17 protein-coding genes are annotated in these 19,787 nt (G+C 65.2%); 9 read left to right on the top strand and 8 right to left on the bottom strand.

The features are described 5' to 3' along the window. Nucleotides 1-171 precede the first annotated feature (171 nt). Entirely contained in the window at nucleotides 172-597 is a 426-nt protein-coding gene (locus NRG23_RS32515) for an AraC family transcriptional regulator (protein WP_257373430.1), read from the top strand. 95 nt (nucleotides 598-692) lie between these two features. On the opposite strand, the gene NRG23_RS32510 is transcribed toward NRG23_RS32515, so the two are convergent. Both NRG23_RS32510 and NRG23_RS32505 read right to left on the bottom strand, forming a co-directional pair. Continuing rightward, nucleotides 693-1,517 carry an alpha/beta fold hydrolase gene (locus tag NRG23_RS32510; RefSeq protein ID WP_016703074.1) on the bottom strand — a complete coding sequence of 275 codons (825 nt, stop codon included), beginning with the start codon at nucleotides 1,515-1,517 and terminating at the stop codon, nucleotides 693-695. 31 nt (nucleotides 1,518-1,548) lie between these two features. After that, nucleotides 1,549-2,124, bottom strand: a complete 576-nt coding sequence (locus NRG23_RS32505) for a flavodoxin family protein (protein WP_009049589.1) — start codon at nucleotides 2,122-2,124, stop codon at nucleotides 1,549-1,551. Between the two features lie 387 nt (nucleotides 2,125-2,511). Between NRG23_RS32505 and NRG23_RS32500 the strand changes: the two genes are divergently transcribed. After that, on the top strand, nucleotides 2,512-5,328 hold the full coding sequence (locus NRG23_RS32500) for a helix-turn-helix transcriptional regulator (RefSeq protein WP_257373429.1): 2,817 nt from the start codon (nucleotides 2,512-2,514) through the stop codon (nucleotides 5,326-5,328). Here NRG23_RS32500 and NRG23_RS32495 read toward each other — a convergent pair. Further along, nucleotides 5,275-6,771 carry a winged helix-turn-helix domain-containing protein gene (locus tag NRG23_RS32495; RefSeq protein WP_028682131.1) on the bottom strand — a complete coding sequence of 499 codons (1,497 nt, stop codon included), beginning with the start codon at nucleotides 6,769-6,771 and terminating at the stop codon, nucleotides 5,275-5,277. The two genes, NRG23_RS32500 and NRG23_RS32495, sit on opposite strands and share 54 nt — an antisense overlap. 153 nt (nucleotides 6,772-6,924) lie before the next feature. Beyond that, the gene (locus NRG23_RS32490) at nucleotides 6,925-7,875 is read right to left on the bottom strand and encodes a GlxA family transcriptional regulator (protein WP_009049592.1); all 951 of its coding nucleotides are present in this window, start codon (nucleotides 7,873-7,875) and stop codon (nucleotides 6,925-6,927) included. A gap of 222 nt (nucleotides 7,876-8,097) precedes the next feature. Between NRG23_RS32490 and NRG23_RS32485 the strand changes: the two genes are divergently transcribed. From NRG23_RS32485 to NRG23_RS32465, 5 genes are all read left to right on the top strand, one after another. Next, nucleotides 8,098-8,820: a pirin family protein gene (locus NRG23_RS32485; protein ID WP_257373428.1), complete on the top strand. Its 723-nt coding sequence runs from the start codon at nucleotides 8,098-8,100 to the stop codon at nucleotides 8,818-8,820. A 189-nt stretch (nucleotides 8,821-9,009) separates the two neighbouring features. Next, nucleotides 9,010-10,212 (top strand): MFS transporter, encoded by a 1,203-nt coding sequence (locus tag NRG23_RS32480; RefSeq protein WP_257373427.1) that lies wholly within the window; start codon nucleotides 9,010-9,012, stop codon nucleotides 10,210-10,212. Between the two features lie 174 nt (nucleotides 10,213-10,386). Further along, nucleotides 10,387-11,331 carry a chromate resistance protein gene (locus tag NRG23_RS32475; RefSeq protein WP_257373426.1) on the top strand — a complete coding sequence of 315 codons (945 nt, stop codon included), beginning with the start codon at nucleotides 10,387-10,389 and terminating at the stop codon, nucleotides 11,329-11,331. After that, nucleotides 11,324-12,682: a chromate efflux transporter gene (chrA, locus tag NRG23_RS32470; protein WP_257373425.1), complete on the top strand. Its 1,359-nt coding sequence runs from the start codon at nucleotides 11,324-11,326 to the stop codon at nucleotides 12,680-12,682. Before NRG23_RS32475 ends, chrA begins: the two co-directional genes overlap by 8 nt. An 83-nt stretch (nucleotides 12,683-12,765) precedes the next feature. Further along, nucleotides 12,766-13,218, top strand: a complete 453-nt coding sequence (locus NRG23_RS32465; RefSeq protein WP_124355166.1) for a chromate resistance protein ChrB domain-containing protein — start codon at nucleotides 12,766-12,768, stop codon at nucleotides 13,216-13,218. A 47-nt stretch (nucleotides 13,219-13,265) separates the two neighbouring features. On the opposite strand, the gene NRG23_RS32460 is transcribed toward NRG23_RS32465, so the two are convergent. Next, nucleotides 13,266-13,397 (bottom strand): YHYH domain-containing protein, encoded by a 132-nt coding sequence (locus tag NRG23_RS32460; RefSeq protein WP_124355167.1) that lies wholly within the window; start codon nucleotides 13,395-13,397, stop codon nucleotides 13,266-13,268. Between the two features lie 287 nt (nucleotides 13,398-13,684). On the opposite strand from NRG23_RS32460, the gene NRG23_RS32455 reads away from it, so the two are divergent. Further along, nucleotides 13,685-14,995, top strand: a complete 1,311-nt coding sequence (locus tag NRG23_RS32455) for an MFS transporter (RefSeq protein WP_124355168.1) — start codon at nucleotides 13,685-13,687, stop codon at nucleotides 14,993-14,995. A gap of 75 nt (nucleotides 14,996-15,070) precedes the next feature. Here NRG23_RS32455 and NRG23_RS32450 read toward each other — a convergent pair whose 3' ends face one another. From NRG23_RS32450 to NRG23_RS32440, 3 genes are all read right to left on the bottom strand, one after another. Further along, the gene (locus NRG23_RS32450; protein ID WP_124338611.1) at nucleotides 15,071-15,379 is read right to left on the bottom strand and encodes a metal-sensing transcriptional repressor; all 309 of its coding nucleotides are present in this window, start codon (nucleotides 15,377-15,379) and stop codon (nucleotides 15,071-15,073) included. A 243-nt stretch (nucleotides 15,380-15,622) separates the two neighbouring features. Beyond that, nucleotides 15,623-17,230, bottom strand: coding sequence for an MFS transporter (locus NRG23_RS32445; protein ID WP_038633390.1), 1,608 nt, complete (start codon nucleotides 17,228-17,230; stop codon nucleotides 15,623-15,625). A gap of 108 nt (nucleotides 17,231-17,338) precedes the next feature. Beyond that, nucleotides 17,339-17,983, bottom strand: coding sequence for a hydrolase (locus NRG23_RS32440; RefSeq protein ID WP_016702824.1), 645 nt, complete (start codon nucleotides 17,981-17,983; stop codon nucleotides 17,339-17,341). Nucleotides 17,984-18,385: 402 nt separating this feature from the next. Between NRG23_RS32440 and NRG23_RS32435 the strand changes: the two genes are divergently transcribed. Next, nucleotides 18,386-19,744 carry an OprD family porin gene (locus NRG23_RS32435; protein WP_257373424.1) on the top strand — a complete coding sequence of 453 codons (1,359 nt, stop codon included), beginning with the start codon at nucleotides 18,386-18,388 and terminating at the stop codon, nucleotides 19,742-19,744. Nucleotides 19,745-19,787: the final 43 nt, after the last annotated feature.

Below are 19,787 nucleotides of genomic sequence, written 5' to 3'. Positions count from 1 at the left end.
GTTGCGGCCACTGCCCACCTGCGGATTAACGGAATTAACAACGTTTAACTCGCAAGCCCCCGCCACGCCACCAAGAATGAAGCCCTCTGCGCAGACCTGTTTTCTAAATCGGGAAGCGCCCGACCCACCCTGCGGTGCGTCGGCGCATGCCCACCGACACGGAATTTCGTCATGGCCCACGCTCAGCACAACGCCGTCAGGGCGCCCGCCCCACAAAGCCGAAAAACCACCCCCGGCGGCCTTTCTCCCTGGCGCGAAAGCCTGGTCAAGCAAATGATCCTCGACGGCCTGAGCAGCACCCTGGAAGTCGCCGAGCTCGCCCGGGCCTGCGCCCTGTCCCGCAGCCATTTCTCCCGCGCCTTCAAGTGCAGCACCGGCCTGTCGCCCCAGGAATGGATCCGCTGCCAGCGCATCGCCCGGGCCAAGCAACTGATCCAGGACACCGACCTGACCCTGACGCAGATCAGCCTGGAATGCGGCTTCTGCGACCAGGCGCACTTCTGCCACATCTTCACCCACAGCGAAGGCATCAACCCGTTCGCCTGGCGGTGCCGGGTCCTGCGCGCCCGCCCTTGCCTCAACCAGGCAAGCGCATAAGGCCGCGACACGCTTGAGATCCGGCAATAAAAAACGCCGAGAGGCAAAAACCTCCCGGCGTTTTTTTATGGATCAGGCGCAGGTCGCCGAGCGACTCAGGCCTCGATGAACGCCAGCAGGTCGGCGTTGAGCTGATCCTTGTGGGTGTCGGTCAGGCCATGGGGCGCGCCTGGGTAGACCAGCAGCTTCGCGTCCTTGACCAGCTTGGCCGAGGCAATGCCGGCGGCTTCGATCGGCACGATCTGGTCGGCGTCGCCGTGCACCACCAGGGTCGGCACGTCGAACTTCTTCAGGTCTTCAGTGAAGTCGGTTTCGGAGAAGGCCTTGATGCAGTCATAGGTGTTCTTGTGGCCCGCCATCATGCCCTGCATCCAGAACCAGTCGATCATGCCCTGGGACGGCTTGGCGCCAGGCTGGTTGAACCCGAAGAACGGCCCGCTGGCGACGTCCTTGTACAGCTGCGAACGGTCGGCCAGCGACGCTTCGCGCAGGCCGTCGAAGACTTCGATCGGCAGGCCGCCAGGGTTGGCCGCGGTCCTGAGCATCAGCGGCGGCACCGCGGAAATCAGCCCGGCCTTGGCGACCCGCGCCGTGCCGTGGCGACCGATGTAGCGCGCCACTTCGCCACCGCCGGTGGAGAAGCCGAACAGCACCGCGTTCTGCAGGTCCAGGCGTTCGATCAACTGCGCCAGGTCGTCGGCGTAGGTGTCCATCTCGTTGCCCGACCAGGGTTGGCTGGAGCGGCCATGCCCGCGGCGGTCATGGGCGATGACCCGGTAGCCCTTGGACGCCAGGAAGATCATCTGCGCCTCCCAGCTGTCGGCATTCAGCGGCCAGCCATGGCTGAAGACGATGGGTTGGCCGCTGCCCCAGTCCTTGTAATAGATCTCGGTACCGTCGCGCGTGGTGAATGTACTCATGGCGTTTTGCTCCTTCAGGGGGTTGGGTGACTCAAATCGATGAATGGGCCATACGCTCGGCCAGGCGCGCCACCCGCTGGCCCAGGTGCGCGGCGGTGCGGCGGTCTTCGAGCGGGGGTGCGTGTTCGGGGGACTGTTCGACATTCGACTGGGCCATGGCGCCCAGGGAACTGCCAAGGCGATTCAACTGGCCATCGAAGACCCCGCTGCTGGAGCGCGCCGGCAGCAGGTCGAGGCCGACCCAGATCATCGAGTGCTGGGCCGCGAAGACCGCCATCTGCAACAAGGTGTTGAGCTTGTCGCCACACAGGCAACCGGAATTGGTGAAGCCGGCGGCGAGCTTGTCGCGCCAGGGCTGGGCCAGGTAGAAGGCCGCGGTGGCTTCCATGAAGCCCTTGAACGGCGCCGAGGCGCTGCCCATGTAGGTCGGCGCGCCGAAGATGATGGCGTCGGCCTGGTGCAGGCGCTCCCACTGGTCGTGCACCTCCTCGACCGGGATCAGCCGGCAGGCGCTGTTCAGGTGGCTTTCCACCCCCTGGGCCACGGCTTCGGCCATGACCCGGGTATGGCCATAGCCACTGTGATAGACCACCACCACCTTGCTCATTCCGGCATCCTCCAGACGTGTTCATCCCTTTTTTCTTCGCGCGGCATGCACGATCGTCCCTTCGATCGGCGACATGAAGACCTGGAGTTTTGGGCGTAGGGCGGATACAGGGCGAGTTAAACGTTGTTAATTTTCAGTGGCGCGGGCATCGCCCCTGCCCGCTCGTCGCCAGGACCGCGGCCAATGAATACGGGGCCCATCGCTGGCAAGGAGATTGCTGCGGTCAGCGCACCGGATGCACGCCCGTCCGCGTCGCGTTGCGTTGTTCGGGAAACCTGAGGAACATGCTCGAAAACCGCGAGATAGAAGGTCGTGCCCTTCGTCCGCCCTTCCCGCACAGGTGCCACGGGAAACACTGGAAAAAAGCAAAGCAGCAGGAGTGAGCCGTTGACCCTAGCCCCCGAACAAGCTGTGCATTTCGGCCCCTACCGGATCTACCCCGGGCAACGCCTGATCCTGGAAGCCGAGCGGCCCTTGCGCCTGGGCCGCCGCTCCATGGACATCCTGCTGATCCTCCTGGAACACGCCGGCGAAGTGGTCAGCAAGCAGCAACTGATCGCCCGGGTCTGGCCCAGGAGCGTGGTCGAAGACACCAACCTGCGGGTGCACATGGCGGCGCTGCGCAAGGCCCTGGGCGACGGCCAGGCCGGCCAGCGCTACATCGTCACCGTGGCCCAGCGCGGCTACAGCTTCGTCGCGCCCTTCTCCCTGGAGCCGTTCTCCCCCGAGCGTTTCGAGCAAAGCCCTGAAGGCGCTCCCGCCGAGCCGAGCGGGCATAACCTGCCGGTGCGCCGCACCCGCCTGATCGGCCGCCAGGTGCTGGTGGACAATGTGATGCGGCAACTGGCGCGCCAGCGTTTCATCACCCTGGTCGGCCCCGGCGGCATCGGCAAGACCACCGTGGCCCTGCGGGTCGCCGAACAGCTGATCGGCCAGTACCGCGACGGCATCCGCCTGCTGGACCTGGCGCCGCTCAACGACCCGCAAATGATCACCAGCCACCTGGCGACCCTCCTCGACCTGGCGCTGCACGACGGCGAACCGGTGGCCGGCCTGGCGAGCTTCCTGCGCGAGCGGCAGATGCTGCTGGTGATCGACAACTGCGAGCACTTGCTCGACGCCATTGCGCCGCTCTGCGAAAGCATCCTGCGCGCGGCGCCGCAGGTGCATGTCCTGGCCACCAGCCGCGAGAGCCTGCGGGCCGAGGGCGAATTCGTGCAACGCCTGGAATCCCTCGATTGCCCACCGCCCATCGCGGTGCTGGACCGCGCCCAGGCCCTGACTTTTTCGGCCCTGCAGTTGTTCGTCGAACGGGCGATGGCCAGCCACGACAGTTTCGAACTGAGCCACGCCGAACTGCCCCTGGCGATCGATATCTGCCGGCGCCTGGACGGCATTCCCCTGGCCATCGAACTGGCCGCCGCCCAGGTCGGCAACCTGGGGCTCGCCGGCTTGCTCAGCCAGTTGCAAGGCAGCTTTCGCCTGCTGCCCCAGGGCGGCCAGATCACCCCGGGCCGTCATCAGACCCTGCGCGCCACCCTGGACTGGAGCTTCGAGCTGCTCAGCGCCTGCGAGCAGGCCTGCCTGCGCCGGCTGGGCATCTTCCGGGGCGGCTTCACCCTGCAATCGGCCGCGGCGGTGATCGTCGGCGAGCACATCGAAGCCCGCGTGGTCTTTACCTCGATCACCCAGCTGGTGGCCAAGTCCCTGCTGAACGTGGAGGTCGGCGACGAGGAAGTGTTCTATCGCCTGCTGGACACCACCCGCAGCTATGCCCTGGAAAAACTCGAGCAGGCCGCCGAGCTGCCGGCTACCCGCAGGCGACACGCCGAACGTTGCCTGGCCCTGATGCACCAGGCCCAGGACGATTGGGAACAGACCCCCTCGACGCTCTGGGTCGAGCGGCACGCCCGCAGCCTGGAAGACATCCGCGCGGCGCTCGACTGGGGCCTGAATGCCCAGGGCCCGCAACAGCTGGCGATCCGCCTGGCCGCGGTCTCCGCGCCGCTGTGGCAGGAGCTGTCGCTGCTCAAGGAACATGGCGCCCATGTGCGCAAGGCGCTGACCCTGCTGCACGCGACAGACCAGCCCTGCCCGCGCCTGACCCAGGCCCTCAAGCTGGCGCTCGGCAGCGCCTGTTACCACACCCAGGGCAGCAGCGCCGAAGCCATCGAGGCCTTCGTCGCCGCCAGGACCCTGGCCGAAGGCAGCGACGATGTGGCCGCCCAGCTCAAGGCGGTGTCCGGGCACATGGCGGTCAACCTCAGTTGCGGCCACTACCAACTGGCCCTGGAGCAAAGCCGGCAGTTCGACCACCTGGCGCTGCGCGACGCCGGCGCCAACGCAATGTCCCTCAGCACCCAGCGCCTGCAGGTGCTGGCCCTGCACTTTGCCGGCGACCAACCGCAGGCCCGGGACAAGGCCGAGCAAGTCATCCAGCTGATGGCCCAGAGCGGCAACCTGAGCCGCTTCACCCGCGGCTTTGGCGTGCAATACGACCAGAGCGTCGCCGCCCTGACGATCCTGGCGCGGATCCTCTGGTTGCAGGGCCATCCGGAAAAAGCCTGGCGCACCGCGCGCCAGGCCCTGGAGATCGCCTTGCAGATCAACCACGGCACGTCCATCTGCTACACCCTGGCGCTGGCCGGCTGCCTGATCGCCCACTACAACGGCGACACCGCGACCGCCCGCGAACTCCTGCGCCTGCTGCTGGAGCAGGCGCAGAAGCATTCGGTGCTGCTGTTCTACACCTGGGGCCGGCACTATGCGCAGGTCATCGAAGGCGCCCCTGAGTTCTCGCCGACGCAATCCGGCGTCGGGCTGATCGGCGAAATCATGGTGACCCTGGACGGCGCTTTCATCGATAACGCCTTGCTGCAACGGGCCGAAAGCGGCACGGCGGGCTGGAGCACGGCGGAGATCCTGCGCGCCAGGGCCGAGGCGCTGCTGACCGACAATGCGCCTGACACCGCCGAAGCGGTGCTGCACCAGGCGTTGGCAGTGGCCAGGGCCCAGGGCGCGCTGACCTGGGAATTGCGCAGCGCCACCTCGCTGGCCCGGCTCTGGCAGCGCCAGGGCCAGGCCCGGCGCGCCCATGAGCTGCTCGCACCGCTCTACGCCCGGTTCACCGAAGGTTTCGCCACGCCGGACCTAACCCGCGTCCGTGAATTGCTCGATGAGCTGCAACGAGACCTTCCTGACTGACAGCCAGCGGGTCTTGCCGATGGCGTGGGCATGCCGCCGTTCGAACACCCGCAGCTGCCCGCTGTGTTCGAGCTTTTCCAGCGCGTAGGCGCGGGTGGTGTTGAGAAAGCGGTAATGCGTCGTGCCCTGGCCCTGCTCCAGCGCCAGCAGCGATTTGCGCGCCAACTGCGCCATGACCTCGGCCACGCACTCGGGCCGCAGCACCGCACAGCTGATGACGTCGGTGGCGGCCCGCACGGTGAAGGCCGTGTCGAACACCGCCAGGCGCTGCAACAGGGTCTGCTCCAGCCGGCTCAGGCGTTGATAGCTCCAGTCCAGGGCGGACTTGAGCGTCTGATGCCGCGCCACGGCGGTGCGCCGGCCCTGGGTCAGCAGTTGAAAGCAGTTGTCCAGCTGCGCTTGCAGCCCCACCAGCGCCAGCGCGTCGATCTGCGCCGCCGCCAGTTCGATGGCCAATGGCAAGCCATCGAGCCGTCGGCAGATTTCGCGCACCGCTGCCAGGTCCTGTTCCCGCAAGGCAAAGTCTTGCTGGCGGGCCCGGGCGCGGCTAACGAACAGTTGCACCGCCGAATGGCTCATGACCTCGGCCACGCTGTGCAACGCCGAAGCCGGCGGCACCGACAGGGCCGCCAGGCCATGCACGGTCTCCCCCGCAGCCTGTAGCGGTTCGCGGCTGGTGGCCAGGATCGACAGCCGTGGCGCCGAGGCCAGCAACTGCTCGACCACGGCCCGGCAGCGTTCGAGCAGGTGCTCGCAATTGTCCAGCACCAGCAAGGCATGCCGGGTTGCCAGCGCCTCCAGGCCGGCGTCCAGCTCGAGGCTGTGCCTCATGTGCTCGACCAGTTGCGCCGGGTCGTCGATGGCCGCCAAATCGATGAACCACACGCCATCGCGGTAGTGCTGCAACAGCAGCTCGGCGACCCGCAGCGCGACCGTGGTCTTGCCGATCCCCGCCGGACCGACCAGGGTCATGAAGCGGCGCACCGGCAACTGCCGGACCAGGCTGCCGACCAGCGGGTCGCGGCCGGTGACCGGGGTCAGCCGTGCCGGCAGGTTGTGTTGGGGTTTGTGCAGGCTGGCCAGCGCGACCGGCTCTTCTTGCGCCTCGCGCAGCACCGGGGCGATGAAGCAATAACCGCGCTGCGGAATATTGACGATGTAGCCTTGCCCGTCCGGGCCTTCGCCAAGGGCGCGTCGCAGGGCGGCGATGTGCACGCGCAGGTTGATGTCCTCGACCACCGAGTTCGGCCAGACGCAGGCGATCAGTTCGTCCTTGCCCACCACCTGGCCGGCGCGCTCGACCAGCACCCGCAGGATATCCAGGGCACGCCCGCCCATGCGCAACGGCCGATCGCCGTCCAGGACCAGCCGCTGCCGCAGGTGGAAGGCGTAGGGGCCGAACCGCAGCACCGCATCACTGTTCAAATCTCTGACGCTGTTCATGCGCATCCACGTGCTGGAAACCCGGCCTGGCGCCAGGCTCCCGCACCTCCATTACCAAGAATTCCCCAGTATCTTGGCAGGCAGCGATGACGGTACAACCGCCCTGGAGGGAGCGTCACGGCCATCGCGGTGCGCCAGACGGACAAGCCGGCACTAGCTGAACTGTTCGCGGTACTGGGTGGGGGTCAGGCCGAGCTTTTCACTGAACAGAAAGCGCATGTGGCGCACGCTGCCGAAGCCGCTTTTGTAGGCCACGGTCTTGAGCGGCAGGTCGCTGGTCTCCAGCAGGTTCCGCGCGCGGTCGATGCGTGCGCTTTGCAGGAACTCCATCGGCGTCATGTTCACTTCCCGGGCGAACACCCGGGCGAAATGGCGCGTGCTCATGTTCGCCAGGCTGGCCATGCGCTCGATGCTGAAGGCTTCGTCCAGGCGTTCGAGCACATGGTTCTGCACCCGGGTCACCGGCGTTTCCTGCGGCGCCACCGTGGCCATCAACGGGCTGAACTGCGCCTGCCCGCCCTGGCGCTTCATCACCACCAGCAACACCTTGGCCACGTCCTGGGCAACTTTCTTGCCATGGTCGCGGGCGACCACCGCCAATGCCAGGTCGATGCCGGCGGTGACCCCGCCCGAGGTGATCAGGTTGCGGTCCTCGACGAAGATCTGGTCGGTCTCCACTGTTGCCTTGGGGAAGGCCCGGATCAGGCGCTCCGTGTAGTGCCAGTGGGTCGTCACCCGAAACCCGTCGAGCAACCCGGCATGCCCGAGGATGAAGGCCCCGGTGCAGATCGAGCCATAAACGGCCGAGCGGCGCACGGCTCCCGCCAGCCAGTCGAGCAAGGGTGGATGCTTTTCGTTGTAGGCCCCCGGCCCCCCGGGCACCAGCAGCAGGTCATAGTTGTCGCGCGCCTGGTCGATATGCATGTCGGCCTGGACGCTGACGCCGTTGGAAGCGCGCAACGGGCCGTGCTCGGTGCCGATCGTCGAGAGCTGGTAATGGTCCTTCGGCTCCAGATAACGATTGGCGATGGAAAACACCTCCATGGGCCCGGCCATGTCGAGCAGGAGAAAGTCTGGAAACAGCACCATTGCCACGGTTTTCATGGGTAAAGATCACTGATATCAAAGGGTTAAAAGCCTAACGCCGACCCTGCAGATTATGCCCGGACGGCGCGCGATCGTCGGACAAGAATACGTGATTCAGCGCACAAAATTGTCAACCCGAAAGGGACAGTCTTTCAGTTTCCATCTACTTATTGCATCACAGGGTAAACATTAGCCTTCTCCTCAACCGGACGAATTCCCGTCCCGACAGGAGATTCCCTCATGCTGACCCTTCGCAAAGCCTCTGATCGCGGCGCCGCCAACCACGGTTGGTTGAAGTCGTTCCACACCTTTTCCTTCGCCAACTACCGCAACCCGCGGGAGCAGGGTTTTTCCGACCTGCTGGTGATCAACGACGACCGGGTCGCCGCCGGCAAGGGCTTCGGCCAGCACCCGCACCGGGACATGGAGATTTTCTCCTATGTGCTCGAAGGCGCCCTGGAACACAAGGACACCCTGGGCACCGGTTCGGTGATCCGCCCTGGCGACGTGCAACTGATGAGCGCTGGCAGCGGCGTGGCGCACAGCGAGTACAACCACTCGGCCACCCAGCCTGTGCACTTCCTGCAGATCTGGATAGTGCCGGATGTCAGCGGCGCCAGGCCGCGTTACCAGCAAGAGCATTTCAGCCCGCAGCAAAAACGCGGTCGCTTGCAACTGATCATCTCCCCCGAGGGCGCCGACGGTTCGCTGCAGGTGCGCCAGGATGCGCGGGTCTATGCCGGGCTGATCGATGGCCAGGAAAGCGCCACCCTGACGCTCGACGCCGACCGCTACGCCTATGTGCATGTGGCCCGCGGCTCGGTCGAGCTCAATGGCCTGCTCTTGCAGGAAGGCGATGGCGTGCGGGTCCGCAAGGAACAGGCACTGACCTTGAGCAACGGCGCGGATGCCGAAGTGCTGGTGTTCGATCTGCGGGCGCAGGAACTGCCCGAGATGCCTTGACCGGCACTGGCCTGGGGGTTTGCGCCCCCGGGCCTGACTGGCAAACAGCCAGGGCCCCGCAAGCGTTTGAGGCGATATCGGCGAGGCATATCCGCTATCGATGCCGATGATTTCCGCCGCACAGGCGCCGCCTTGCAGAATCCACCCCAGCCCATCCCTTTCCACCGCTCACCCATCAAGGACGCCCCCATGTCAGCGCCTACCACCGCGACACTTCCCATGCGCAATGCAGTCTGGCTGCATATTTTCGCCGGCCTGTGCGCCAGCCTGGTCAGTATCGGGCTGGCGCGCTTTGCCTATACCCCGTTGATCCCGCAGCTGATCCAGGCCCACTGGTTCGTCCAGGCCGACGTGGTCTACCTCGGCGCCGCCAACCTTGCCGGTTACCTGATCGGCGCGCTGATCGGCCATCCCCTGGGCAAGCGCCTGAGCAATCCGCGGGTGCTGCGGCTGATGCTGGTGGTCGCCACCTTGTCGTTCTTCGCCTGTGCCTGGGCCCTGTCCTTCAGCTGGTTCTTCGTCTGGCGCCTGCTCTCGGGGATCGCCGGCGGCGCCATCATGGTGCTGGTGGCCTCCACTGTGCTGCCCCACGTACCGGCGGCGCGCCGAGGCGCGGCCAGCGGCGCGATCTTCCTCGGCATCGGCCTGGGCATCGCCGGCTCCGGCACCCTGGTGCCGGCCCTGCTGGAATGGGGTCTGCGCGACACCTGGCTAGGCCTGGGGCTGGTGGCCGCCGCGCTGACCGCCGCCAGCTGGTTCTGCTGGCCGCAGAGCCAGCCCGAGCCCGCTGTCGCGGTGAAGGCCAGCGAGCCGGCCGACCCTGAAGACCCGGCGTCCGGCCGTGGCCTGCGCCTGCTGTTCGCCCAGTACGCCTTGATGGCCACCGGGCTGGTGCCGGCCATGGTGTTCCTGGTGGACTACGTGGCCCGCGGCCTCGATGCCGGCACCCATGTGGCGGCGCTGGTGTGGGTGATGTATGGGGTCGGCGCGATCGTTGGGCCGATGGTCTACGGCATGCTCGCCGACCACCTCGGGGCCCGCCGCAGCATCCGCTGGGTGCTGATCGTGCAGGCGCTGGCGGTGGGCGCGTTGAGCATCACCAGCCAGCCGTGGCTGCTGTGCGGGCTGGCGGTACTGATCGGCTCGTTCCCACCCGGCATCGTGCCTTTGGCCCTGGCCAGGGTCCACGAACTGAAGCAACACGCCCATGCCCAACAGGTCGCCTGGAGCCGCGCGACCGTGGCCTTCGCCAGCTTCCAGGCGTTGGCCGGGGCCGCCTACTCGCTGATCTTCAATGCCAGCGGCGGCCATCATCAGCAGCTGTTCGTGATCGCCAGCCTGGCGTTGCTGCTGGCCATCGCGCTGGATCTCGCCGCCCGCCGGCTGCGCTAGTACAGGTCGCCCACCGCTGCCGCGGTGGGCGACTTGCGTTATCAAAGCCCCTCATTGAGCCCTCGGATTTGACCGGCGGACCTCGCCATTCACGAAGAGCCTGTGAAATCCCTTTCCAATGCCTTCGCGCAAGAATAATGTAGCGATATCTACATTTTTCAGATCTGTCACTACATGAATAACTGGCTAGCGCTGATCCTCGGATTGCCGACCGCGAATGCAACAGCGCGCATGCGCGCCTGGCGAGCCCTGAAAGCCTCCGGGGCCGCGGTGTTGCGCGACGGTGCCTACCTGTTGCCGGACACCGCCACCTGCCGCGAAACGCTGGCCGCGGTTGAGCGCGACATCCTGGCCATCAATGGCACCGCCTTTGTCCTGCCCGTGGTGGAGCCCAACGGCGAACGCTTTATCGGGTTGTTCGACCGCAACGAGGACTACAGCAAACTGCGCAACGAAATCGAGGAGTGCCGGGGGCAACTGACGGCGCAGAATGCCCTGGCCAGCACCCGGCAGATTCGCAAGCTGCGCAAAGCCTACGATCAGCTGGCCAGCATCGATTTTTTCCCCGGCCAGCCGAAGCAGCACACCGACGCCGCCTTGCAGGAGCTGGAGACGGCGGTCAGCCGGGCCTTGTCGACGGATGAGCCGTATAGCCGCGACCTGCCCATCACCCTGCTCAGCCCGGGCGACTATCAGGGCCGTGTCTGGGCGACCCGCAAGCGCCCCTGGGTCGACCGCCTGGCGAGTGCCTGGCTGATCCGCCGCTTCATCGACCCCAAGGCGCGGATCCTCTGGCTGGACCAGCCCCGGGACTGCCCGGCCGACGCCCTGGGTTTCGACTTCGATGACGCAGCGTTCAGCCATGTCGGCAACCGCGTGACCTTCGAAACCCTGCAAGCCAGTTTTGCCCTTCGGCAACCCGGCCTGGATCGTCTCGCGGCCCTGGTGCACTACCTCGATATCGGCGGCATCCAGCCCGCCGAGGCTGCCGGCATCGAGCGGGTACTGGCCGGGCTGCGCGAAACCATCAGCCATGACGACCAGCTGCTGGCCGCTGCCAGCGCCATCTTCGACGGCCTGCTCGCCGAGTTCGAGAAAGAGGAACAACCCCATGAGTAAGGTTTCCGAGTCGGCGCTGGAAACGGATCCGCCGAGGCCCGGGCCGGTCGGTTTGCTTGAAGCCTTCTGGTTCTGGCTCAAGCTCGGCTTCATCAGCTTTGGCGGGCCCGCGGGGCAGATTTCGATCATGCACCAGGAACTGGTGGAACGCCGGCGCTGGATCTCCGAGCGACGCTTCCTGCACGCGCTCAACTACTGCATGTTGCTGCCCGGGCCCGAGGCCCAGCAGTTGGCGACCTACATTGGCTGGCTGATGCATCGGACCTGGGGCGGCGTGATTGCCGGCGCGCTGTTCGTATTGCCCTCGCTGTTCATCCTGATCGCCTTGTCCTGGCTGTACATCGCCTTCGGCGAAGTCCCGGTGGTGGCCGGGCTGTTCTATGGCATCAAGCCCGCGGTGACGGCGATAGTCATACAGGCGGCACATCGGATCGGCTCGCGGGCCCTGAAGAACCCTTGGCTGTGGGCGATAGCCGCGGCGTCATTCACCGCGATCTTTGCCTTCAATGTGCCGTTTCCATTGATCGTGCTGGGGGCCGCCTTGATCGGTTACCTCGGCGGTCGCCTGGCACCCGAGAAGTTCAAGGTCGGAGGGCATGGCGCGGCTAAAAAGTCCTTCGGCCCGGCCTTGATCGATGACGATACCCCTGCCCCTGGGCATGCCCGCTTCAGTTGGCTGAAACTCACGCTGCTGGCATTCATCGGCGCCCTGTTGTGGGCCTTGCCGATGGGCGCCCTGACCGCGCTGTTCGGCTGGCAAGGCACCTTGACCCAGATGGGCTGGTTCTTCACCAAGGCCGCCCTGCTGACCTTCGGCGGTGCCTATGCCGTGCTGCCGTATGTCTATCAGGGCGCGGTGGGTCACTACGGCTGGCTGACCCCGACGCAGATGATCGACGGCCTGGCCCTGGGGGAAACCACCCCCGGGCCGCTGATCATGGTGGTGGCCTTCGTCGGCTTCGTCGGGGCTTATGTCTCGCAAGTGTTTGGCGCCGACCAGGTGTTTCTGGCCGGGGCGGTCGCGGCAACGCTGGTCACCTGGTTCACCTTCCTGCCTTCGTTCCTGTTCATCCTCGCCGGCGGCCCGCTGGTGGAGTCGACCCACAACGAGCTCAAGTTCACCGCGCCGCTCACCGGGATCACCGCCGCGGTGGTCGGGGTGATCCTCAACCTGGCGTGCTTCTTCGGCTACCACGTGCTGTGGCCGAACGGCTTCAGCGGCGCCCTCGACTGGCCCTCGGCGCTGATCGCCCTGGCCGCGGCGGTTGCCCTGTTCCGCTTCAAGCGCGGCGTGATCCAGGTGCTGATGGCCTGTGCACTGGCGGGCCTGGCCGTGCACCTGCTGCGCTAGGGCGAATGAACTGATTGACGATCTCTGGCGGGCACCGGGCCTGCCGGCTCACCCAGCCTACCGAGTTAGGCAGGAGGTGTTCCATGAAGTGGATTACCCGCGAACGACCCAAGATCGACCGCATCGCCTGTCCCTGGTTGATCACCCGCTTCATCGATCCTCAGGCGGAGTTTTTATACGTGCCCAGCGCCGATGTGCTGCGGCTCGCCGCGGAGAAAGACGCGGCGCCCTATGACATTCCCGGTGTTGAACTGAGCCACGAGGGCGAACTGTGCAGCTTCGATGCGTTCCTGAAGAAGTACCGACTCAGCGAGCCGGCCTTGCGGCATCTGGCCAGGATCGTGCGCGGGGCCGATACCTCGCGTCTGGACCTGACCCCGCAATCGGCGGGGCTGTACGCGATTTCACTGGGCCTGTCGCAGCGCTATAGCGATGACCATGAAATGCTCGCCCACGGCCTGGTCCTGTACGACGCGCTCTACGCCTGGTGCAAGGATTGCCAGGGCGAATCCCATAACTGGCCTCCACAAATGTGAGGAGGCCAGTTCGTCACGAAGCCCAGCCTGACGCTGGGCTTTGGTTTTTAGTGGCAGTGGTAATCGTTGGTCTTGTGGTTGCGATGACAACCTTTTGCATCAGTGCCACCGCTATGGGCGAAGGCAGCGATGGAAGTCATCGAAAGTACAGCGGCGATCAGAATGGCAGACAGTTTCATCAGGGCTTGCTCCATGCTCATGTTGTTATAGGCGTGAGATCTCTCACGCCCCACAAAGTATGGCCAATTGCCTTCACCGCACAAGCCACTCTCTCACCCATTTCCCGACATTCGACGAAAGGCTGCGCGCCTCTTTGTTGAGCTGCCACTGCCTCTGGTTTAGGATACGCCCCACATCCTCCCCGGGGGGATATGGGAAAGCTGAATACAAGGAACTCATCGCTCTCTGCATTCGAGAAACGCTTGATAGCACAGATGATTAAACGCCTCGCCCTGGGAGATTTCCCATGCTGAAAATCCTCGCCAACCCAACCTACCGTCACCTGTTCCTGGCCCAGGTGATCGCGCTGGTAGGTACCGGCCTTGCAACCGTCGCCTTGGGCTTGCTGGCCTTCGACCTTGCAGGCGCCCAGGCAGGTGCGGTCCTGGGCACGGCGTTGGCGATCAAAATGACTGCCTATATCGGCGTTGCGCCGATTGCAGCTGCTTTTGCAGAACGCCTCCCTCGGCGCGCGATGCTGGTTTCGCTGGATCTGGTGCGAGCGCTGGTCGCCCTTGCTTTGCCGTTCGTGACAGAGGTCTGGCAAATCTACGTATTGATTTTCGTCTTGCAGTCGGCCTCGGCTGCGTTCACCCCAACATTCCAGGCGACCATTCCGGACATCCTGCCGGATGAGGACGATTACACCCAGGCGTTGTCTCTATCGCGCCTGGCCTACGATCTTGAGAGCGTCGCCAGTCCGATGCTCGCCGCCGCGTTGCTGACCGTGGTCAGCTTCCACAGTCTGTTCGCCGGCACTGTCATTGGTTTTCTCGCTTCGGCGGCCCTGGTCTCGACAGTGTTGCTGCCGAAGGCGAAGCAGACGCCACGCCGCAGTATTTACGAGCGAACCACCCGTGGCTTGCGCATTTTCCTGGCGACGCCTCGCTTGCGCGGGCTGTTGGCGCTGAACCTGACGGTAGCGGCGGCCAGTGCCATGGTCATCGTCAATACAGTGGTGCTGGTCCAATCGCGCTTCGCTTTGCCCCAGCGCTCTACTGCATTGGCGCTGGCTGCGTTCGGCGGTGGCTCCATGATTGCAGCCCTGGTGTTGCCTCGTTTGTTGAAAGACATCAAGGACCGCACAGCCATGCTGTTTGGCGGAGCAATATTGGTCGCAGGATTGGCCATTGGCATCAACCTGACCACCTACAACTTCCTGCTACCACTGTGGATGATGCTTGGCGTGGGCTATTCCCTGGCACAGACCCCAAGCGGCAGGCTATTACGTCGCTCGGCACACGCCGAAGACCGCCCGGCGCTGTTTGCCGCCCAGTTTGCTCTGTCCCATGCCTGCTGGCTGATGACCTACCCATTGGCTGGGTGGCTGGGTGCCGATATCAGCCTCACCGCGTCGTTTGCCGGGCTCGCCGTGGTGGCCGGTAGCGCATGGGCGATCAGCATCCTGATCTGGCGCCCTGTACATGATCAGGAGTCGATCAGACACACCCATGAAAATCTTCCGGCCGATCACGCTCACCTAGACGGCCAGAATGGTCTGGATCACGAGCATCCGTACGTGATCGATGACCAGCATCGCCGATGGCCCCATCGCTGAGCTTGAGTTTCGGAGCATGGCTCAGATCGGATGGCCAGGTCCGAGCACCATCCTGTTGCAGCCGTTCAGCCAGGCCTAGAGATACTTGGTTATTTGCTTGAAGGCTTCCAGTGGTGCGCGCTCGCCATTGCTCAATGATGAATTGTTCAATGATGAAACGGTGTCCTCCAGGCAGTGATCGATGTGATCCTGGATCAACGTGCGCTTGGCCTGGCATACCGCTTTTTCCACCGCATGCAGTTGCTGGGCGATATCCACGCACTCACGACCTTCCTCGATCATGCCGATGATGCTGCGCAGATGGCCGTCCGCCCGCTTGAGGCGCTTGATGATCGCTTCATGGCTTTGGTGGATATGGGGATGGTGGTGTTCGTGCTCACTCATGACTGGAGCCTCGGGCCTCAATGAATCACGCCGGCATCCTATCCCCCCAGGGGGATAGGGTCAAACCCATGGCAGCCAGCCGAAACACGCTCACCATGTCCAGCAGGACAGTGCCAATGACAAGGTATTCGCGCCAGCCCTCGCCATGTTCATGGCGACATGGGCACTCGCACGAGTGATGCCATAAAAAGAGGCCGCGAAATGCGGCCTCTGCTTCAAACACTGCTGACGACAAGCAGCCCTTCAGCCCTGCCCCTTGAGGAAATGGCGGATGCGGATCTTCACCCCGTCGCTCTGGAAGCGGCGGGCGGCCGCCTCGATCTTCAGTTCGGCGCGGGTCACCCGCTCGTGGTGACGCAGGTGGCCGACCCAGGATTCGTCGAAGAAAATCTCGCACCACAGGCGCGGGTTTTCGCTGTCCTGCAACAGGCACCAGGAAAACGAACCGTTGCGCTGGCGCATGCGTCGCACCGGGTTCATCGCCTGCTGGAAGGCCTGGGCGTGTTCGGGGGCGATGTCGTATTCCAGGCGGATCATCACCGGGCCGCGTTCCAGGTCCTGGTCGGCGCTGAGCAGCGGTTGCGGCCAGTGCAGCGACGGCGCCAGGTCTTCGGCGCTGCGCTGGGGCAAGCCGACCCGCCAGGTCAGCCCGACCCCGGCCAGCAGCACCGCGGCCGCCGCGCTCAGGGCAAGGCTCATGGACAACAGGCTGGCCACCCAGCCCCAGAGCAAGCCGCCCAGGGCCATGCTGCCGAAGAACATCAGGATATACACCGCCAGCGCTCGCGCCCGCACCCAGGCCGGCACCGAGGTCTGGGCCGCCACCTGGAAACTCGACAGTACGGCGATCCAGGCGCCGCCGCTGATCAGCATCACCGGGATCAACAGATAGAAGTCGCGCAGCCAGGCCAGGGCGAACAGCACCAGGGCGTAGATCACGCTGGCCAGCGCCACCAGGCGATCCACCGCCAGGTGCTGGCGCAGCCGCGGCAACAGCATCGCCCCCAGCACCGCGCCGAGGCCGACGCTGCCGAGCAACACGCCGAACTGGGTCGCGCTGCCCTGCAACTCGCCGCGCACGATCAACGGCAGCAAGGACATGCCGGCGCTGGCGCCGAAGAAGAACGCCAGGGTGCGAATCAGCACCCGTTGCAACGGATGGGAACTGCGGGCGTAGCGCCAGCCCACGCGGATCGCACTGAACAGCCGCTCCGCCGGCAGCACCGCGACCTTCGGCTCGCGCCGCCAGCAGGCGAGCACGGCGATCACCGCAAAGAACGACAGCGCATTCACCGCAAAGGTCGCCCAGGGCCCGGCCAGGCTCACCAGGACCCCGGCGATGGCTGGACCCACGGCACGCGCCACGTTGGTCCCGACGCTGCTCAAGGCGATGGCCGCGGGCAATTCGCCGGCGGGCACCAGTTCCGGGGTCAGGGCCGACCAGGCCGGCATCATCAGCGCCGTGCCGATGCCCATGGCCAGGGTCAACAGCAGCAACAGAGGCACCGTCATCAGGCCACTGAGGGTCAGGAACGCCAGGAGCATGGCGACACTGGCCATCCAGCCCTGCACCAGCAGCAGATAGCGGCGCTTGTCGACGATATCGGCCAGCGCTCCCGCCGGCAGCGCGAGGAAAAACATCGGCGCGGCGGCGGCCACCTGCACCAGCGCCACCGTCATCGGGCTGGCCGACAACGAAGTCATCAACCAGCCGGCGCCCACCTCGTGCATCCAGGTGCCGATGTTCGAGGCGATGCTGGCCAGCCACAGCCCGCGAAACAGGCCATGCTTGAGCGGGCTCCAGGGCGAAAGGGAGGCCGCGCTACGGGAGGAATCGAGGGTCTGTTTCATGACGGTCCTTGAGTCGTGGGAACGGTGTGCAGTCCGGGCGTTTTCATCGCCAACGACCACCGGCCGACGCAAGCGGGTTGCGTCGACCGGTTATCGTTGGCGGCAGGCTTACTTGACCTGACGCTGCGGCGCCTTGTGCACCATGGTGTAGGCATAGTCCACGCCCATGCCGTAGGCGCCGCTGTGTTCGCGCACCAGGTCCATCACCGCGTCGTAGGTTTCCTTGTGCGCCCAGTCGCGCTGGAACTCGAGCAGCACTTGCTGCCAGGTCACCGGCACCGCGCCGGCCTGGATCATGCGCTGCACCGACATGTCGTGGGCTTCCTGGGTAGTGCCGCCGGAAGCGTCGGTGACGATGTACACCTCATAACCTTCGGCCAGGGCTTCCAGGGCCGGGAAGTTCAGGCAGACCTCGGTCCACAGCGCGGCCATGATCAGTTTCTTGCGCCCGGTGGCCTTTACCGCTTCCACCAGCTTCTTGTCTTCCCAGGAGTTCATCGAGGTGCGCTCGATCGGCTGGTGGTCCGGGAACACGCTGAGCAGTTCCGGCCAGATGTAGCCGCTGAAGCTTTCGGTTTCCACCGAGGTGAAGATGGTCGGCACGTTGAAGATCTTCGCCGCCTTGGCCAGGCCCACGGTGTTGTTCTTCAGGGTCTGGCGGTCGATCGACTGCACGCCGAAGGACATCTGTGGCTGGTGGTCGATCAGGATCAGGGCGGAGTTGCTTGGGTTGAGCAGTTCACGGATAGACATGGCGCGTTCCTTTTGATGTCGATAGCTAAGTGGGTTCAAGCGTTGAGTTGCACAATTCGGGGGCTCGGCGCGGGTTCCGTTGGGGAGGCTTTGCTGCCGGCTTGGTGGTTAATTTAGGGCTCAAAACAAAAAGGGACAATCCAGCAAAATCGAGAATCATTGATTCCAAAACAGGGACAATTCAAAAACTGCCGCAGCGCCCACTGCGAACGACACCTGCCGCCCGCCTGGCCGCACAAACGGCCGAATGCAGCACAGCCGTACAATCCCCGCGCCCTGTAATAGGCAACCATGCTTCGCCTCGATCCGATGGCCACGCCGAGCGGACGCAGGCGTGCCGGCAGTTGCCGGAACCACGGCCAACCGCGTCCTGGGCCACCCACCTTGACGCGAGACATAAGCATGCTGCTTGCCTCGAAACACCTCACCGCCCCCGGGCCGCTGCACCTGCGCCTGAAGCCGCTGTGGCTGCTCGCCTTGCTCAGCGGCGGCGCCCCGGCGCTGGCGACGCAGGGCGCGCAAGACACCCCCGGCTTCCTTGAGGGGGCGAATCTTGAAGTGCTCAGCCGCAACTTCTACCTCAACAACGACTATCGCTCCCCGACCCCGGCCGGCAAGAGCTACAAGCAGGAATGGGCCCAGGGCTTCATCGCCTCGTTCGAGTCCGGCTTCACCCCCGGCACCATCGGCGTGGGCGTCGATGCCCACGGCTTCCTGGGCTTGAAACTGGATGGTGGCAAGGGGCATTCCGGGACGGGCCTGTTGCCGCTGGATCATGACGGGCGCAGCGAAGACCGCTACTCCAGCGCCGGCGGCGCGCTGAAGTTCAAGGCCTCGCGGACCACCCTGGCGCTCGGTGAAATGACCGTGGCGACCCCGGTGTTCGACACCGCCGACAAACGCCTGCAACCGGAATACGCCAGCGGCCTGCTGCTCTCCAGCCGGGAACTCGAGGGGCTCGACCTGCAGGCCGGTCACTTCAACGCCTTCAAGAACCAGGACGCCTCCACCGCCAAGGGCGACTTTTCCGGCTACGGGGCAACCACCCGCCACGCCAGCATCGACTTCATCGGCGCCGACCTGTTCGCCGGCCAGGCGCTGGGCGGCGCCCTCTACGCCTCGGAGCTGAGCGACACCTGGCGCCAGTACTACGCCAACCTGCATGCCAGCCTTGGCCAGCTGTTCCTCGACGGCAACCTGTACCGCACCCGCGACCAGGGCCAGGCCGCGGCCGGCGCCATCGACACCACGGCCTACAGCCTCTCCGGCAAATACCGGATCGATGCCCAGGCGTTCACCCTGGCCTATCAGAAAATCCACGGCGACACGCCCTTCGACTTCGTCGGCGGCGACTCCATCTACCTCGCCAACTCGATCAAGTACGCCGACTTCAACGGCCCCGGCGAACGCTCCTGGCAAGCGCGCTACGACCTCGACCTCGGCGCCCTGGGCATTCCCGGCCTGAGCTTCATGGCCCGCTATGTGAGCGGCCGTGGCATCGACGGCAGCCACGCGCCCCAGGGCGGCGCCTACAACCCCTTCGACAGCGCCAGTGGCACCTACAGCCCGCAACAGGGCCGGGGCGGACGCCACTGGGAACGCGACCTGGACCTGCACTACATCGTGCAGTCGGGCCCGGCCAAGGACCTGTCGCTGCAACTGTCCCACGTCAGCCACCGGGCCAATGCCGCCCAGGCCGGCGACGACATCGACAGGCTGTACATCGTCATTCAGTACCCGCTCAAGCTCGGGCCGTTCTGATCCTGCTCGGGCCATGCGCCGGGAAGCGCCGTTGGCAGCAGCC

This window comes from Pseudomonas sp. T8, assembly GCF_024610635.1.
GTDB lineage: Bacteria > Pseudomonadota > Gammaproteobacteria > Pseudomonadales > Pseudomonadaceae > Aquipseudomonas > Aquipseudomonas chlororaphis_I.
Note: the sequence above shows the minus strand (reverse complement) of the source record. Positions and strands in the feature narration are given on the sequence as shown.

What these genes read in the sequence shown, in the direction of transcription:
- NRG23_RS32515 (WP_257373430.1), top strand. Translation starts at nt 172, where the DNA reads ATGGCCCACGCTCAGCACAACGCCGTCAGGGCGCCCGCCCCACAAAGC.
- NRG23_RS32510 (WP_016703074.1), bottom strand. Translation starts at nt 1,517, where the DNA reads ATGAGTACATTCACCACGCGCGACGGTACCGAGATCTATTACAAGGAC.
- NRG23_RS32505 (WP_009049589.1), bottom strand. Translation starts at nt 2,124, where the DNA reads ATGAGCAAGGTGGTGGTGGTCTATCACAGTGGCTATGGCCATACCCGG.
- NRG23_RS32495 (WP_028682131.1), bottom strand. Translation starts at nt 6,771, where the DNA reads ATGAACAGCGTCAGAGATTTGAACAGTGATGCGGTGCTGCGGTTCGGC.
- NRG23_RS32490 (WP_009049592.1), bottom strand. Translation starts at nt 7,875, where the DNA reads ATGAAAACCGTGGCAATGGTGCTGTTTCCAGACTTTCTCCTGCTCGAC.
- NRG23_RS32485 (WP_257373428.1), top strand. Translation starts at nt 8,098, where the DNA reads ATGCTGACCCTTCGCAAAGCCTCTGATCGCGGCGCCGCCAACCACGGT.
- NRG23_RS32480 (WP_257373427.1), top strand. Translation starts at nt 9,010, where the DNA reads ATGTCAGCGCCTACCACCGCGACACTTCCCATGCGCAATGCAGTCTGG.
- NRG23_RS32475 (WP_257373426.1), top strand. Translation starts at nt 10,387, where the DNA reads ATGAATAACTGGCTAGCGCTGATCCTCGGATTGCCGACCGCGAATGCA.
- chrA (WP_257373425.1), top strand. Translation starts at nt 11,324, where the DNA reads ATGAGTAAGGTTTCCGAGTCGGCGCTGGAAACGGATCCGCCGAGGCCC.
- NRG23_RS32465 (WP_124355166.1), top strand. Translation starts at nt 12,766, where the DNA reads ATGAAGTGGATTACCCGCGAACGACCCAAGATCGACCGCATCGCCTGT.
- NRG23_RS32460 (WP_124355167.1), bottom strand. Translation starts at nt 13,397, where the DNA reads ATGAAACTGTCTGCCATTCTGATCGCCGCTGTACTTTCGATGACTTCC.
- NRG23_RS32455 (WP_124355168.1), top strand. Translation starts at nt 13,685, where the DNA reads ATGCTGAAAATCCTCGCCAACCCAACCTACCGTCACCTGTTCCTGGCC.
- NRG23_RS32450 (WP_124338611.1), bottom strand. Translation starts at nt 15,379, where the DNA reads ATGAGTGAGCACGAACACCACCATCCCCATATCCACCAAAGCCATGAA.
- NRG23_RS32445 (WP_038633390.1), bottom strand. Translation starts at nt 17,230, where the DNA reads ATGAAACAGACCCTCGATTCCTCCCGTAGCGCGGCCTCCCTTTCGCCC.
- NRG23_RS32440 (WP_016702824.1), bottom strand. Translation starts at nt 17,983, where the DNA reads ATGTCTATCCGTGAACTGCTCAACCCAAGCAACTCCGCCCTGATCCTG.
- NRG23_RS32435 (WP_257373424.1), top strand. Translation starts at nt 18,386, where the DNA reads ATGCTGCTTGCCTCGAAACACCTCACCGCCCCCGGGCCGCTGCACCTG.